The organism is Massilia oculi (genome assembly GCF_017582745.1).
Lineage (GTDB): Bacteria > Pseudomonadota > Gammaproteobacteria > Burkholderiales > Burkholderiaceae_D > Telluria > Telluria oculi_A.
In genome coordinates this window covers 172,067-187,210 of record NZ_JAFVIM010000006.1, presented here as the reverse complement: position 1 = coordinate 187,210, position 15,144 = coordinate 172,067, and the positions used below count along the sequence as shown (strand labels likewise).

The window sequence follows — 15,144 nt, the reverse complement described above, 5'->3', positions numbered from 1 at the left end:
TCACGGTCAATCGGCCCGGCGCAGGCGCGCCACCAGTGGCGCCAGCAGCGCCGCCGCCAGTGCGAAGCCCGCGGCCACATAGCCGACCATCTCCAGCCCGAGCCACGGGATGACGATCCCACCCAGCATGGCGCCGATGCCGATGCCGGCATTCGCGGCCGACACGTTGGCGGTGCCGGCCAGCGCCTGCGAATGGGTGGCCGATTTCATCACCCGCACCTGGCAGATCGGGAACAGGCCGGTGTAGGCGATGCCCCACAGCGCCAGCACCGCGCAGAACAGGACCGGATTGCCGGCCGCCGGCACGCACAGCGCCATGCCCAGCGCCAGCAGCCCGGCGAAGATCGCGGTGGCGCGCAGCGGCGCACGGTCGACCGCCTTGCCGCCCAGCCAGTTGCCGATCAGGCCGATCGCACCGAAGCCCATCAGCCACCAGCCGACATTGGCGGGCGCGACGCCGGCGATGCGTTCCAGGATGTCGGCCAGGTAGGTGTAGGCGGTGAACATGGCGGTGAACACCAGGATCGACAGCGCGACGTTGGCCAAGAAGAAGGGTTCGCGGAACAGGCGCGCCTGCGAACGGAAATCCACGCGCTGGGCGCGCGCCACGGCCGGCATCAGGCGCCACAGGGCAAGCGCAATGACCAGCGACAGCACGGCCAGGATCCAGAAGGCGCTGCGCCAGCCGATGCTGTTGGCGGCAATCGTCCCCAGCGGAATGCCGAACAGCAGGGCCGCCGAGATGCCGAGATAGACCTTGGCCACCGCCTGGCCGGCCTTGCCGGGTCCGGCCAGCTCGGCGGCGGTCTCGCTGGCCGTGCCCCAGAACACCGGCAGGGCCAGCGCCGGGATGAAGCGCGCCAGCGCCAGCACCCAGATATTCGTGGCGACCGCCGCCAGCGCATTGGACAGTGCGAACACGACCAGCACCGCGATGAATAGCGCCTTGCGGTCCAGGTGCGACAGCCAGGCCGTCAGCGGCGGACCGAACAGCATGACGGTGAAGGCGAACAGGGTCACCAGCTGGCCGGCCATCGAGATGGAAATGCCGAGGTCGCGCGACAGGGCCGGCAGCAGGCCGACGATCAGGAATTCGGTGGTGACGACCAGGAAGCCGGCGAGCGCCAGGATGAAGATGGACAGGGAGGCCGAGGGTGATGCCGCCGGCTGGGCGAGTGCGGCGGAGGAAGGTGAATTGGACATGCAAATCGTGATGGATTGATCAGGGCGCCATGGTATTGGAAATGTATGTTCCTATCTCGGGCATTTATTCCTATACTTAGCGGAATTAAATTCCGGAATCAACCATGCAAAGCAGCGAACGCCTGAAGGGTGTGGACGTCTTCGTGGCCGTAGCCCAGTCGGGCAGCTTCGTGCGCGCCGCCGCGCGCCTGAACCTCACCGGTTCGGCCGTCGGCAAGGCGATCGCGCGGCTCGAGGCGCGGCTGGACGTGCGCCTGTTCGAGCGCACCACGCGCAGGCTTTGCCTGACCGACGCAGGCACCCGCTTCCTGGCCGCCTGCACCCGGGTGCTGGGCGAACTCGAGGAAGCCGAGCTGGCGTTGCATGGCGAAGGCGCGCTGCTGGCCGGGCGCCTGCGCATCGACTTGCCGGCGACGTATGGCAGGGTGATGGTGTTGCCGGTGCTGAGCGCCTTCCTGCAGCGCTATCCGCGCATCCAGCCGGTGGTGTCGTTCACCGACCGCTATGTCGACGTGATCGGCGAGGGGATCGACGTCACGGTGCGCATCGGCAGTCCGGAAGCCTGGTCGCCGCTGCTGGGCCACCGTTTCTTGGGCCAGGACCAGAAGGTGTTCTGCGCGGCCCCAGGCTACCTCGATGCGCACGGCGTGCCGGCCTCGCTCGAAGACCTCGACCGGCATGCGGCGATCATGTACGGCAAGGCCGATGGCACGGTCAGCGCCTGGCTGGTGCGTCACGGCAGCGCCCTGGTCGAGCGGCGCGGCGCCAGCGAGCGGATCGTGGCGGGCGACGCCGAGGCCCAGGCCGGGCTGGTCCTGGGCGGCCTGGGCGTGGCCCAGATGTCGACCTGGCTGGTCGGGCGCCACTTGCGCGAGGGCAGCCTGGTGCGGATCCTGCCACGGCATGCGGTCGCGGGCTTGCCGATCCACGTGGTGTGGCCGAAGGCGAAGGAGGACGTGCCGCGCGTGCGCGAGCTGGTCGAGACCTTGTGCGCGGCGCTGGAATGGGATGGCGTGAATGCCGGCTGGAACGCACCGCCATTGTCCCGCGGAACAGGCGAAATCGATGCTTGATAAACCAGGGATCCATCCTAAGCTGGAAGGCTCCAGTGGTTTTTTCCACATCTTTTTCAGGAGGGCATCATGCTGCAAACCGCCGAAATCCAGCAACGTTTCAAGAACGTCCAGCAGGTCGTGAACCAGGCCGAGCAGGTCTGCCAGAGCGACCAGAGCGTCCCCAGCGAAATCCGCGACTGCATCCACAAGATCGCCGAGGAAGCCGGGCGCGCGCAAAGCGTCATGCAGTCGAACGACCAGTCGAGCATGATCCAGGCCATCGACGACCTGGAAGCCATGGGCGACGAGGCCAAGCGCGTCTGCACCTCGAGCCGTCCGTCACCGCAAGTGCAATCCGTCATCGTGCGCGTGCACGACGAACTGTCGAACCTGAAGCACCAGCTGCACTAAGCCGTCAGACAATACCCCGCTCGCGCAAAGTCGCGATCTCTTCCTCGCTCCTGCCCAGCACTTCGCGCAATACTTCCGTCGTGTGCTGGCCCAGCAGGGGCGGGGCCATCCCGCTCGTCGCAGGCGTGGCCGACATCCGGATCGGATTGCGCACCAGCTTCACCCGCCCCGCGCTGGGATGCGGCAGGTCGATCGCCATTTCTCGCGCCACCACCTGCTCGTTGGCGAACACTTCGCCGACGTCGTTGATCGGCCCGCAAGGCACGCCTTTTTCTTCCAGCAGCGCGATCCATTCGTCGCGCTTCTTGAGCTTGACCATCTCGGCCAGCAAGGGCACCAGCAGCTCGCGGTTCTGCACGCGCAGCGGATTGGTGGCGAAGCGCGGATCGCTGCCCAGTTCCAGCCGGCCGCCGGCCTCGACGAACTTCTGGTACTGGCCGTCGTTGCCGGTGGCGACGATGATGTGGCCATCCGCGCAGGCGAAGGTCTGGTAGGGCACGATATTGGCATGAGCATTGCCCCAGCGCTTGGGCGGCTTGCCGCTGTTGAGGTAATTGCTGCCGACATTGGCCAGCATCGCCACCTGCGTGTCGAGCAGGGCCATGTCGATGTGCTGGCCTTCGCCCGTGCGGTCGCGGTGGGTGAGGGCGGCCAGCACGGCCACCGTGGCATACATGCCGGTCATCAGGTCAGTGAGGGCGACGCCGGCCTTTTGCGGACCGCCGCCGGGCAGGTCGTCGCGCTCGCCGGTGACCGACATCAGGCCGCCCATGCCCTGGATCAGGAAGTCGTAGCCGGCGCGGTGGGCATAGGGACCGTCCTGGCCGAAGCCGGTGATCGAGCAGTAGACCAGATCGGGTTTGATCGCCTTGAGCGAGTCGTAATCGAGGCCGTAGCGTTTGAGGTGGCCGACCTTGAAGTTCTCGAGCACCACGTCGCAATGCAGCACCAGCTCGCGCAGCAGGGCCTGGCCTTCGCTGCTCGCGATATCGACCGTGAGCGAGCGCTTGCCGCGGTTGGCCGACAGGTAGTAGGCCGCCTCCAGCGTGTCGTTACCCTGCGCATCCTTCGCATATGGCGGACCCCAGGCGCGGGTGTCGTCGCCGGCGCCGGGGCGCTCGATCTTGATCACGTCGGCGCCGAGGTCGGCCAGGTTCTGCGAGCACCAGGGGCCGGCCAGCACGCGCGACAGGTCGAGCACGCGGATGTGGGCGAGGGCTTTGGGCAAGGATGGGGAGGGTGGGCTGGATCGCGTCATGTCTCGATATTTTTTGTGCTATCGGAAAGCGTCGATTATAGCTATTCGGAAGCAGGGCGCTTGCCAGCCGTATCCGCATGAGGCGCCGAGGCGCCTCATCCATGAAGATCAGGTCCCGGACTGTATCGCAGCGACCCTGTCCGCCTCGGCCTGGGACTCTGCGCCTGCAACCTGCTGCCGGCCTTCGGCTTCCTGCTGCAGCGCGCAGCGCTCGGCCTTGTCGGCATTGCGCAACTCGACATAACGCCGCAGTGCATCGTCCAGCGCCGGCAGCAGCGCGCCGCGCTCGCTGTGCAGCGAGGAGTAGGCCGGCCGCGCCGCCGTGAAGCCGAACTCCGCAGCCGGTTTCGCTTCCAGCGTCGCCGCATCGACGCCGGCCAGTTCGGCCGCGCGCCGCGCCAGCCCGGCCCAGGTCAGCTCGCCCTGGTTGGCCAGGTGCCAGATGCCGGCCTCACGGTCCACGGCCAGGTCCAGGCAAGCATGCACCAGGTCGGGCACATAGGTCGGCGAGATCGTCAGGTCGCTGGCCGCCACGAAGGCATCGCCGCGCTCCAGCGCATCGAGGGCCTGGGTCACGAAGTTGTAGCCGTCCCAGGGACCGAAGAAGGCGCTGGTGCGCACCACCAGCGCGCCCGGGTGATTGGTCAACACCGCGCGTTCCGCATCGAGCTTGCTGCGGCCGTAGACGTTGAGCGGATTGGGCGTGTCGGATTCGACGTAGGGTCGCTCGTTGCGGCCGTCGAACACCAGGTCGCTCGAGAAGGTGGTCAGGTGGATGTCGTGGCGCGCGCAGGCGGCGGCCAGGATGGCGGCGCCGTGCGTGTTCTCGCGCTGGCAGCGCTCCATCTCGTGCTCGGCATCGTCGACCCGCACGTAGCCGCAGGTATTGACCACGGCCCACGGCTTGTATTGGGCCAGCGCGCGCTCGACCGAGTCGGCATCGGCGATGTCCATGTCCTGGCGCGACAGCAGGCGGTAGGCCAGGTTGCGCTTGTCGCAGATGCGGGCAAAGGCGCGGCCCAGGGTGCCGGTGGCGCCGAGGATCAGGATCGGCGCGGCGGCCGTGCCCACCAGGCGGTGGCCGTCGGCCACGATCGAGGTGAGCGCGTCGGGCGTGGCCACCGGCTGCTGGCACAGGAAGCGGCCGGGCCGGCGCCACCAGCCCTGGGCGCGCAGCACCGGGTGCGACAGCGGCGCGCCGCTGGAGAGTTCCTGCATCATGCGCGCCAGCGCGGTCGGCCGCGGCAGTGGCGAGCGCACGTCGAGGGGGCCCGGTTCGTAGTAGCCGCGGTCGACCGTCACCAGGCTGTTCCAGTCGAAGGAGCCGAGCAGGGCCCATACGGTGACGGCGCGCACGTCGACGCCGTTGTCGCGCGACTGCTGGGCCGCTTCCCAGATCTCGAGCAGCCAGCGCATCTGGTCTTCGCGGTTGGCGTCGATATGGGCTTCGGTGATGGCCAGCGGGATGCCGTAGCGTTCCCAGATCTCGGCCAGCAGCGGAGCGATGCCCGGCGTCGGCGTGGCCAGCACGCGCGAGGCTTCGATGTCGGCGCAGGGAATGCCGTCGGCCATGCCGCGGTGGTGGGCGGGGAAGCGTTCGGGGCGGTGATCCAGCCAGCGCTCGCTGGTGACGTAGTAATTGACGCCGATGAGGTCGGGCGGGCAGGGATTGTCGCGGAACCACAGGAGGTCTTCAGCCGTGGCGCCGCTCTTGAGCAGGTAGTTCCACAGCGTGTGTTCGGGGCCGACCATGCCGCACAGCAGGTCCCAGCCCAGCCAGCGGCGCTCGTTGTAGAACTCGGCCACGTGGCTGAGCTCCGGCGTGCCGTAGGTCTTGCCGAGGTCGTCGGTCTGCACCAGTTTCGCGTCCGGGTTGACGGCGCGGATGGCGCGCATCGACAGCACGGTGGCGCGGCACTGGTTGAGCAGGGCCTGGATGAAGGTGCGGTCGTCGCGGCCGTGCGGATACCAGACGCCGTACAGGCCGGCGAAGCGCGCCGTGGTGCAGATCTCGTTGACCGGGGTGTAGAACTCGAGCCAGGGGTAGCGCGCGGCGACCGCGCCGGCATAGTCGGCGAGTTCTTGCGCGAAACCCGGATCGACCAGGCTCGTGTGGCGCGGGCCGCTGCCATGGTGGATCAGCCCGGCGATCGGGGTGACGCCGGCCGCGCGCAGGGCGGCCAGGCGCTCGTCCGGCCAGCGCCAGTCGGCCTTGTCGATGCCGTCGGGGGCGGTGCGTTCCCACAGGATGGGGTAGCGGATGGCGCGGATGCCGAGCGCGGCGAAGCGCTCGATGTCGCAGGCGCGTTCGCTGTGGCCGTTGCGGTCCAGCTGGCTGAAGTAGGTGTCTTGCACGCGGTTGACCGTGCATTCGAGGCCGCCCCAGAGTTCGAGGGGGTGTGCTGGGCTGTTCGTGCTCTTGTTCATGTGGTTCTTATTCCTTAATTTTATGACAACAAAATATCGACAATGCGGCGCTACCGACGTTCACACTGCGTGGGGAGAGCCCTGCCTGCCGAGTCACAGTACCGGTAAGCGGTTGACAGCGGCGCGCCAACCTGCAACCATGCGGTCCATGATCTTTCCGAAAGCACATCTCATTCTTGCCTGGTGGCGCCGCTCCTAGCGCGCGGCCCCGGAAATGATGTGCATTTCAGCTAACGCCGCCTCGATTTGGGTGGCGTTCATTCATTGACGCAGGACGATCGAGGCATCTACCAAGGAAACTCGATGACCCTGCAACAAAACACTTCTCCTGATTCTGCTCCAATGAGTCAGATCATCCTCACCGGCGACCGTCCGACCGGTCCGCTGCACCTCGGTCACTTCGTGGGCAGCCTGCGCGATCGCGTGACCTACCAGCACCAATACCGCCAGTTCGTCATGCTGGCCGACTCGCAGGCGCTGACCGACAATATGGATGACTTGAGTAAGGTACACCGGAACGTGCTGGAGGTGGCGCTCGATTACCTTGCCGTAGGGATCGACCCGACCAAGACCACGATCTTCATCCAGTCGCAGATCCCGGAACTGACCGAGCTGACCTTTTATTACCTGAACCTGGTGACCGTCGCGCGCCTCGAGCGCAACCCGACCGTGAAGGCGGAAATCGTCCTGCGCGGCTTCGAGCGCGACATCCCGGCCGGCTTCCTGACCTATCCGGCCAGCCAGGCCGCCGACATCACCGCCTTCAAGGCCGGCGTGGTGCCGGTCGGCGAAGACCAGATCCCGATGATCGAGCAGTGCAACGAGATCGTGCGCCGCTTCAACCGCATCGTCGGCCGCGACATCCTGGTCGAGGCCAAGGCCTTCGTGCCGGAAGTCGGCCGCCTGCCGGGCATCGACGGCAAGGCCAAGATGAGCAAGTCGCTGGGCAATACCATCAACCTGGGCGCCAGCGCCGACGAGATCCGCGCCGCGGTCAAGAACGTGTACACCGACCCGCTGCACCTGAAGGTGTCGGATCCGGGCCATATCGAGGGCAACGTCGCCTTTACTTACCTGGACGCTTTCGACACCGACAAGGAAGGCCTGGCCGAGATGAAGGCGCACTACCAGCGCGGCGGCCTGGGCGACAGCATCGTCAAGAAGCGCCTGGAAGGCATCCTGCAAGACCTGCTGGCGCCGATCCGTGCCCGCCGCGAAGAGTTCGCCAAGGACCCGGCCCAGGTGATGAAGATGCTGCAGGAAGGCACCCTCAAGGCGCGCGAAGTGGCGGCCGCGACCACCGACGAAGTCAAGAAGGCGCTGGGTCTGTCCTACTTCTGATGAGGGCGGGGGTATCGCTGCGCGATACCTGCGGTAGCGCAACCCGTGCCTCTGATAACTATCAGTAGCACGGAGTTCGTGACGATGGCAAGCTGCGGGCTTGTCCATTGCCGAGGAGCGCTTCATGAGCAAAGGCTTGCGCCTGACCGAACAATGGATGCAACGCGCCTTGTGGCTCGTCGCCTTCGTCTTCGCCGGTTTCCTGATCGGCCTGGGCGGCCTGGTCGTGCAGCAGTTGCGCGACGTCGAAGAGCCGCTGACGGTCGAGGAGTTCATGAACCCGGCCCAGGTCGGCAAGCTGCGCACCGAGATGGCCAGCGAGCGCTCGCGCATCGAAGGCGCGCGCACGCGCCTCGAGCAGGCCAGCCAGAAGCACACGGTGGCGCAGTCGAATACACGCTCGGCGCGCTCGACCTTCGACAACTGGCTCGCGACCCGTCAGGCGACCGCGCGGCCCGAGCAGGACCCCGAACTGATCAAGCGTACCCAGGGCCTGGAGGCCCTGGAGCGCGCTGAACGCACCGCCCTCGCGGCGGTAGAGAGCGAACAGCAGACGATGCTGGACGCCACCCAGGCCTACGAGCGCGCCAACCTGCGCTGGAACGCCTTGCAGGAACCGGCGCAGCAGGCCTTCGCCGACGAAGTCGAGGCGCGCGAGCTGCGCGTCTTTCTGTATCGCCTGGCATTGACCCTGCCGCTGCTGCTGGCGGCCGGCTGGCTGTTCAGGCACAAGCGCAAGACCCCCGACTGGCCGTTCGCCTGGGGCTTCATCATCTTTGCCTTGTTCACCTTCTTCTTCGAGCTGGTGCCCTACCTGCCGAGCTATGGCGGCTACGTCCGGTACATCGTCGGCATCGTCCTGACCGTGGTCGCGGGGCGCTACGCCATCGTGTGGCTGCAGGGCTACCTGGCGCGCCAGAAGCAGGCCGAGGCGCTGCCCGACGCCGAACGGCGCCAGGGCATGCGCTACGACGTCGTCCAGGCGCGCCTGGCGAAAGGCGTGTGCCCCGGTTGCGAGCGCGCCGTGGACCTCAAGGACGGCAAGATCGACTTCTGCCCGCACTGCGGCATCGGCCTGTTCAACCGGTGCGGCAACTGCACGACCCGCAAGAATGCGTTCGCGCGGTTCTGCTTCGCCTGCGGGGTGGCGGCGAATACGACGCTGCAGGATTAAGCATGCCGAAGGGCTTCCTGTTTGTCAGGATGGCAACAAGCTTGTACACTGGGCCGTTGTAATCCAGATAGCGAGAAGCAGCACCATGAATGTCACGCTGGAATCAGTAACGATCGAGAACTTCGAAGCATTGATGGACATGGAGTTGCCGCCGGAGCAGGCGCGCTTCTTGGCCAGCAATGCCTATTCCATCGCCCAGGCACATTACTACCCTGACTGGCGGCCGCGCGCCATCTATTGCGATGGCGTGCCATCCGGGTTTGCCTTGTACGATGTGGCCGGCAACGACGAACCCGGTCACTACGCGATCTACCGGCTCATGGTCGACCATCCGCGCCAGAACAATGGCATCGGCCGTCGTGCAATGGAACTGTTGCTGGCAGAAATACGGGGTCATGCCGATGCGCGGCGCATCACGATTTGCTACAAACCGGACAATGGCACCGCACGCCGGTTCTATGCTTCATTCGGCTTTGTCGAGACCGAAATCGATGGGCTCGGAGAGATGGTGGCGGAAATCCTTCTTTGACCACACGCGCCCGGCCCGGTGGCACCGTCACGATCGACGTGACGGTGCCACCGGGCCGGCGCCGTGTCTGTCAGTCGCGCAGGTCGGCCGGCACCTTGCCGCCGTTGGCAGCCAGCTTGTTCATCACCTGGCGGTGCAGCCAGATATTCATCTTGGCCGAGTCATTGGTGTCGCCGGTGTAGTTCAGCTCGGCGGCCAGCTCCTTGCGCGACGCCAGGCTGCTGTCGAGGCCGAGCAGCTTGAGCAGGTCGACGATCGAGGTGCGCCAGTTCAGTTGCTGGCCGGACGACTTCTGCATATCGTTCAGGACTTGCTCCACATCGACCTGTTGCATCGGCGCAGCAGCAGCGGCAGGGGCCGCAGCGGGGGCGGCCGGTGCGGCGGCCGGGGCGCTTGGCGCAGGCGCGGCTTGCGGCTGGGTCGGCGCGGCAGGGGCCGCAGCCGTCGTCGCGGCAGGCGCCGCATCTTTCTTACCTGGGAAAATTTTGTGGAAAATATTGCTCAGGATACCCACGGGACCCTCCTTTTCTGGTGATTGTTTACGGATATTGTTTGCCATATAGCCGAGCGCGACCGCCAGCGCGGCGCCGCCGGCAGCCTTGATCAGGGTCGGATGCTCGGCATAGAAGTCGCTCATACGGTCGACAATGCCGGGATTCTGTTGTTGCGCCTTTTCGGCCAGTTCTTGCACTTGCTCAGGCGAGACTTGCGCCGCCTGTTCCGGCGTTACCTTCGATGGCGCGTTGCTGCCGAAGATCTTGCCCAGTGCGCCGCCGGCTACCGAGCCGAGCAAACCGCCGCCAGCGCCGCCCAGCAGGCTGTTGAGCATGCCGGCGCGCTGGTCGGGATTGCTTTGGCCGAACAGCTGGCTGACCATCTGGGGGAAGGGCGGGGTCTGGTCCGAGCGCAGGGCGCTGGCGATGCCCTGGGCGATGCTGGCGCGGGGCGCGTTCTGCGCCACCTGGTCGAAGTCGTCGGCAGCCTTGCCGTTGTTGGCGCCGGCGCCGGCGCCGCCGATATATTGCTGCAATAAGTTACCTAAATCGAAAGCCATGTCATCTCCTACGTGATGTGATACCTGTGAAGACTCAGCGTAGATGTTTGGTATCGTCGACTCTGTTCGATGACGAACCCAGGCGCGGCATCCAAGAGCAATTGGGTGCTGCATTTGCCCAGTGGACATTTGCGGGCTGGGAGCGGTAAGCTGGCGCCATGCCTTACCTGCCGCTCGTCCTCTTTTTCGCCGTCTACCTGTTCGCCAGCCTGGCCTGGGACATGTCCCAGCTCGTCGGCGCCGCTTACCTGACGACCAGCCTGACCTGCTTCGTCGCCTACGCCATCGACAAGTCGGCGGCGCGCGCGAACAGTTGGCGCACGCCGGAAAGCACCTTGCTGGTCCTCGGCCTGGTCGGCGGCTGGCCGGGGGCGCTGCTGGCCCAGCAATGGTTGCGCCACAAGACCAGCAAGCAATCGTTCCAGCGCAAGTTCCAGCTGACAGTGGCGCTGAACCTGGGCGCCTTCGCCTGGCTGGCCTGGCGCCTCGGCGTGCCGGCCTGATCGTCGAAAGGCGGCGCGCATGTGGCCCTATCCTCGCATCCTGGCCCACCGCGGCGGCGGCACCCTGGCGCCCGAGAATACCTATGCCGGCCTGCGCTGCGGGATGCAGGCGGGTTTTCGCGCGATCGAATTCGACGTCATGCTGGCCCGCGACGGCGTCCCGGTGGTGATGCACGATCCCGGCCTGGGCCGCACGGTGAAGGGCAGCGGCAGCGTGTTCGAGCACGATGCCGGCGATCTCGCGGCGATGGATGCCGGCGCCTGGTTCGCCCCGGCGTTTGCCGGTGAGCCGGTGCCGCTGTTCACCGAGTTCGCGCGCCTGTGCAAGGAGCAGGGCGTATGGATGAATATCGAGATCAAGCCGGCGCCCGGATTCGAGGCGGAAACCGGCGCGGTCGTGGCCGCGCTTGCCGCCGAGCTGTTCGCCGCCGAACTCGCGGCCGGGGACATGGCCGGGGTCCCGCTGCTGTCCTCGTTCAGCGACGCGGCGCTGGCCAGCGCGCGCCTGGCCGCGCCGCGACTTCCGCGCGCCTGCCTGATCAGCGCGCTGGGGCCGGATTGGGAAGCACGCGCGCGGGCGCTGGATGCGGTTGCCGTCCACACCAATCACCAGCACCTGGGGCCGGCGATGGCGCGGGCGGTGAAGGACGGCGGCTTCGGCCTGTTCTGCTATACCGTCAACGATCCCGGCCGTGCGCGCACCTTGCTGGACTGGGGCGTGGACGCCTTCTGCACCGACCGCATCGACCTGATCGGGCCGGACTTCGCCTGAGAGACTTTCGGCTCAGCAATATATTTCTCAGGCGGCCTCAAGAATGGTCGCCAGGGAGACGTTAAGTACTGACGATCTCTTTGAAGCAGCAAGCATGGCACCCTCGACCACCATCATCCCGTTGTCCCCGCACGCCGAAGGCGCACAGGCCGCCGTCAGCCGTTGGCTCGACCTCGTCAGCAAGTCGGTGCAGGCAGGCGCGCGCCGGCGCGATACTGATCCGACCGGCGAGGCCCGTGCGCGCATCCTGCAGGGAGCTGCCATGACAATGCTGGCCCCGGTCGAACCACGGACCCGCGCGATCTCGAACCTGCTGCGCTGAATCCATTGTTGCTGGCAAGTTGTCAATATCAGTCGGACTGATATTGACAGCGGCGGCTAGGCTATAATCGTTCCTTTATTGGCACGCTGCCTGATTCCGCCCTCCAACAGACATGAAATCCTCAGACATTCGCGAAAAGTTCCTGAAGTTCTTTGAATCCAAAGGCCATTCCATCGTGCGTTCCAGCCCGCTGGTGCCTGGCAATGACCCGACCATGCTGTTGACCAATAGCGGGATGGTGCAGTTCAAGGATGTGTTCCTGGGCCTGGATACCCGCCCGTATTCGCGCGCGACCTCGGTCCAGCGCTGCGTGCGCGCCGGCGGCAAGCACAACGACCTGGAAAACGTCGGCTATACCGCGCGCCACCACACCTTCTTCGAGATGCTGGGCAACTTCAGCTTCGGCGACTATTTCAAGCGCGACGCGATCCAGTATGCCTGGGAACTGCTGACGAAGGTCTATGGCCTGCCGGCCGAGAAGCTGACCGTCACCGTGTATTTCGAGGACGACGAAGCCTACGACATCTGGGCCAACGAGATTGGCGTGCCGAAAGAGCGCATCATCCGCATCGGCGACAACAAGGGCGCGCGCTACGCCTCGGACAACTTCTGGCAGATGGCCGACACCGGCCCATGCGGCCCGTGCACCGAGATCTTCTATGACCACGGCGCTGACATCTGGGGCGGTCCTCCGGGCTCGCCCGAAGAAGACGGCGACCGCTTCATCGAGATCTGGAACCTGGTGTTCATGCAGTTCAATCGCGACGAAGCGGGCAATATGACTCCGCTGCCGAAGCCGTCGATCGACACCGGCATGGGCATGGAGCGCCTGGCCGCCGTGCTGCAGCACGTGCACAGCAACTACGAGATCGACCTGTTCCAGAATTTGATCCGCGCCGCCGCGCGCGAGACCGGCATCGACGACTTGGGCAACAACTCGCTCAAGGTCATCGCCGACCACATCCGCTCGGCCTCGTTCATGATCGTCGACGGCATCATCCCGAGCAGCGAAGGCCATGGCTACGTCCTGCGCCGCATCATCCGCCGCGCGCTGCGCCACGGCCACAAGCTGGGCCAGACCAAGCCGTTCTTCTACAAGCTGGTGGCCGACCTGGACCTCGAGATGGGCGAAGCCTATCCGGAACTGCGCAGCGTGAAAGACCGTGTGGCGTCGGTGCTGAAGGCCGAGGAAGAGCGTTTCGGCGAGACCCTGGAAAACGGCATGAAGATCCTGGAAGCCCAGCTGGCCAAGGATCCGAAGAACCTGGATGGCGCCACCGCCTTCACCCTGTACGACACCTACGGCTTCCCGCTCGACCTGACCGCCGACATCTGCCGCGAGCGCAACGTGACGCTCGACGAGGCCGGCTTCGCCGCCGCCATGGAGCAGCAGAAGAAGACCGCGCGCGCCGCCGGCAAGTTCAAGATGGCCGCCAACGTCGAGTACGCGGGCGAGAAGACCAAGTTCGTCGGCTACGAATCGCTGGCCCACAACACCCACGTGCTGGCGCTGTACGCCGACGGCGTGAAGGTCGACGAGCTGAAGGCCGGCCAGGCCGGCATCGTCGTGCTCGACACTACCCCGTTCTATGCCGAATCGGGCGGCCAGGTCGGCGATCAGGGCCTTATTGGTAACTTCGACGGCGCCGCCGGTGCGCGCTTCGAGGTCGAGGACACGCTCAAGATCCAGGCCGACGTGTTCGGTCACCACGGCGTGCTGCGCGAGGGTTCGCTGAAGGTCGGCGACACCGTCGACGCGCAGGTCGACACCGTCAAGCGCGGCCGCACCATCCGCAACCACTCGGCCACCCACCTGATGCACAAGGCCTTGCGCGAAGTGCTGGGCACCCACGTGCAGCAGAAGGGTTCGCTGGTCGATCCGGACAAGACCCGCTTCGACTTCAGCCACCCGCAGGCCTTGACCGCCGACGAGATCGCGCAGGTGGAAGCCATCGTCAACCGCGAGATCCTGGAAAACCATCCGACCCAGTCGCACCACATGTCGTTCGACGACGCCGTCAAGCATGGCGCGATGGCGCTGTTCGGCGAGAAGTACGGCGACACCGTGCGCGTGCTGGACATCGGCACCTCGAAGGAACTGTGCGGCGGCGTCCACGTGACCCGCACCGGCGACATCGGCCTGTTCAAGATCGTGTCGGAAGGCGGCGTCGCCGCCGGCATTCGCCGCGTGGAAGCGGTGACGGGCGAGGGCGCCCTGGCGCTGGTGCAGTCGATCAACCGCAAGCTGGTCGAAGCGGCCGGCGCGCTCAAGACCAGCCCGGACGAGCTGACCGCCCGCATCGCCCAGGTGCAAGACCAGGTCAAGACGCTGGAGAAGGAAGTCGCCGCGCTGAAATCGAAGCTGGCGGCCGGCCAGGGCGACGAGCTGCTGGGCAAGGCAGTCGACGTCAACGGCATCAAGGTATTGGCGGCAACGATGGAAGGCGCCGACGTGGCGACCCTGCGCGAAGCCATGGACAAGCTGAAGGACAAGCTGCAAACGGCCGCCATCGTGCTGGCCAGCGTGGCCGACGGCAAGGTCAGCCTGATCGCGGGCGTGACCAAGGATGCCACCGGTAAAGTCAAAGCCGGCGAGCTGGTGAACTTCGTCGCCCAGCAGGTTGGCGGCAAGGGCGGCGGTCGTCCTGATATGGCGCAAGCAGGCGGCACCGATCCATCGGGCCTGCCGGCGGCGCTGGCCGGCGTGGCTGGCTGGGTCGGCGAACGCGCCTGATCTTCCGCAAACGCCACCTTTAGTATTTAGCTTCAACACGTCGTCCCCGCGCAGGCGCGGGACCCAAGTTTTCATGCGCTGTGTCTACGTAAATCGTAGTCGCTGCGCGACGGAACTGGGTCCCCGCCTGCGCGGGGACGACTTTTTTGGGCTACGAGTGGGGTGTCGATTCTGGCCTTGGCCGAATGTGGTAACACTTTGTTTTCATGGTCATTCGGACTATTGCGCGCCCCAATTCGGACCGCATCTACGGGATGTAATGCACCGCTGCAGTGCCGATTCGTGAGCATCCAGTACACACTCAATGTAATTCGGTCAAGCATTTCACATTGCGGTTGCAATCTTGCAACAATGTGTGACT

General features: G+C 65.8%; 13 protein-coding genes. 9 read left to right on the top strand and 4 right to left on the bottom strand.

The window, feature by feature from the left end:
* Positions 1–6: 6 nt before the first annotated feature.
* A complete protein-coding gene (locus tag J3U95_RS09660; protein WP_208278386.1) occupies positions 7–1,203 on the bottom strand; it encodes an MFS transporter in 1,197 nt (398 codons plus the stop codon).
* 104 nt (positions 1,204–1,307) lie between these two features.
* Between J3U95_RS09660 and J3U95_RS09655 the strand changes: the two genes are divergently transcribed.
* Both J3U95_RS09655 and J3U95_RS09650 read left to right on the top strand, forming a co-directional pair.
* The gene (locus J3U95_RS09655; protein ID WP_208278385.1) at positions 1,308–2,276 is read left to right on the top strand and encodes a LysR family transcriptional regulator; all 969 of its coding nucleotides are present in this window, start codon (positions 1,308–1,310) and stop codon (positions 2,274–2,276) included.
* Positions 2,277–2,345: 69 nt separating this feature from the next.
* A complete protein-coding gene (locus tag J3U95_RS09650) occupies positions 2,346–2,669 on the top strand; it encodes a hypothetical protein (RefSeq protein ID WP_208278384.1) in 324 nt (107 codons plus the stop codon).
* Between the two features lie 4 nt (positions 2,670–2,673).
* Here the strand turns inward: J3U95_RS09650 and J3U95_RS09645 are convergent, their stop codons facing one another.
* Positions 2,674–3,927 carry a CaiB/BaiF CoA transferase family protein gene (locus J3U95_RS09645; RefSeq protein WP_208278383.1) on the bottom strand — a complete coding sequence of 418 codons (1,254 nt, stop codon included), beginning with the start codon at positions 3,925–3,927 and terminating at the stop codon, positions 2,674–2,676.
* Positions 3,928–4,035: 108 nt separating this feature from the next.
* Entirely contained in the window at positions 4,036–6,354 is a 2,319-nt protein-coding gene (locus J3U95_RS09640; RefSeq protein WP_208278382.1) for a family 1 glycosylhydrolase, read from the bottom strand.
* A 342-nt stretch (positions 6,355–6,696) separates the two neighbouring features.
* Between J3U95_RS09640 and trpS the strand changes: the two genes are divergently transcribed.
* The 3 genes from trpS to J3U95_RS09625 all read left to right on the top strand — a co-directional run bounded on the left by trpS (position 6,697) and on the right by J3U95_RS09625 (position 9,398).
* Positions 6,697–7,695: a tryptophan--tRNA ligase gene (gene trpS / locus J3U95_RS09635; RefSeq protein ID WP_370662053.1), complete on the top strand. Its 999-nt coding sequence runs from the start codon at positions 6,697–6,699 to the stop codon at positions 7,693–7,695.
* A gap of 124 nt (positions 7,696–7,819) precedes the next feature.
* Positions 7,820–8,869 carry a zinc ribbon domain-containing protein gene (locus J3U95_RS09630; protein ID WP_208278380.1) on the top strand — a complete coding sequence of 350 codons (1,050 nt, stop codon included), beginning with the start codon at positions 7,820–7,822 and terminating at the stop codon, positions 8,867–8,869.
* 85 nt (positions 8,870–8,954) lie between these two features.
* Entirely contained in the window at positions 8,955–9,398 is a 444-nt protein-coding gene (locus tag J3U95_RS09625; RefSeq protein WP_208278379.1) for a GNAT family N-acetyltransferase, read from the top strand.
* Positions 9,399–9,468: 70 nt separating this feature from the next.
* Here the strand turns inward: J3U95_RS09625 and J3U95_RS09620 are convergent, their stop codons facing one another.
* The gene (locus J3U95_RS09620) at positions 9,469–9,912 is read right to left on the bottom strand and encodes a DUF3597 domain-containing protein (RefSeq protein WP_370662058.1); all 444 of its coding nucleotides are present in this window, start codon (positions 9,910–9,912) and stop codon (positions 9,469–9,471) included.
* 698 nt (positions 9,913–10,610) lie between these two features.
* On the opposite strand from J3U95_RS09620, the gene J3U95_RS09615 reads away from it, so the two are divergent.
* From J3U95_RS09615 to alaS, 4 genes are all read left to right on the top strand, one after another.
* Positions 10,611–10,955, top strand: coding sequence for a DUF1294 domain-containing protein (locus J3U95_RS09615; protein WP_208278378.1), 345 nt, complete (start codon positions 10,611–10,613; stop codon positions 10,953–10,955).
* 19 nt (positions 10,956–10,974) lie between these two features.
* Positions 10,975–11,727: a glycerophosphodiester phosphodiesterase gene (gene ugpQ, locus J3U95_RS09610; protein WP_208278377.1), complete on the top strand. Its 753-nt coding sequence runs from the start codon at positions 10,975–10,977 to the stop codon at positions 11,725–11,727.
* A gap of 94 nt (positions 11,728–11,821) precedes the next feature.
* Entirely contained in the window at positions 11,822–12,049 is a 228-nt protein-coding gene (locus J3U95_RS09605) for a hypothetical protein (RefSeq protein WP_208278376.1), read from the top strand.
* Positions 12,050–12,161: 112 nt separating this feature from the next.
* Positions 12,162–14,783 (top strand): alanine--tRNA ligase, encoded by a 2,622-nt coding sequence (alaS, locus tag J3U95_RS09600; RefSeq protein ID WP_208278375.1) that lies wholly within the window; start codon positions 12,162–12,164, stop codon positions 14,781–14,783.
* The last annotated feature ends 361 nt before the right edge of the window (positions 14,784–15,144 follow it).

Coding starts and splice junctions, on each gene's coding strand:
- J3U95_RS09625 (WP_208278379.1), top strand. CDS start 8,955: ATGAATGTCACGCTGGAATCAGTAACGATCGAGAACTTCGAAGCATTG.
- ugpQ (WP_208278377.1), top strand. CDS start 10,975: ATGTGGCCCTATCCTCGCATCCTGGCCCACCGCGGCGGCGGCACCCTG.
- J3U95_RS09615 (WP_208278378.1), top strand. CDS start 10,611: ATGCCTTACCTGCCGCTCGTCCTCTTTTTCGCCGTCTACCTGTTCGCC.
- J3U95_RS09650 (WP_208278384.1), top strand. CDS start 2,346: ATGCTGCAAACCGCCGAAATCCAGCAACGTTTCAAGAACGTCCAGCAG.
- J3U95_RS09605 (WP_208278376.1), top strand. CDS start 11,822: ATGGCACCCTCGACCACCATCATCCCGTTGTCCCCGCACGCCGAAGGC.
- J3U95_RS09640 (WP_208278382.1), bottom strand. CDS start 6,354: ATGAACAAGAGCACGAACAGCCCAGCACACCCCCTCGAACTCTGGGGC.
- J3U95_RS09660 (WP_208278386.1), bottom strand. CDS start 1,203: ATGTCCAATTCACCTTCCTCCGCCGCACTCGCCCAGCCGGCGGCATCA.
- J3U95_RS09645 (WP_208278383.1), bottom strand. CDS start 3,927: ATGACGCGATCCAGCCCACCCTCCCCATCCTTGCCCAAAGCCCTCGCC.
- alaS (WP_208278375.1), top strand. CDS start 12,162: ATGAAATCCTCAGACATTCGCGAAAAGTTCCTGAAGTTCTTTGAATCC.
- J3U95_RS09655 (WP_208278385.1), top strand. CDS start 1,308: ATGCAAAGCAGCGAACGCCTGAAGGGTGTGGACGTCTTCGTGGCCGTA.
- J3U95_RS09630 (WP_208278380.1), top strand. CDS start 7,820: ATGAGCAAAGGCTTGCGCCTGACCGAACAATGGATGCAACGCGCCTTG.
- trpS (WP_370662053.1), top strand. CDS start 6,697: ATGAGTCAGATCATCCTCACCGGCGACCGTCCGACCGGTCCGCTGCAC.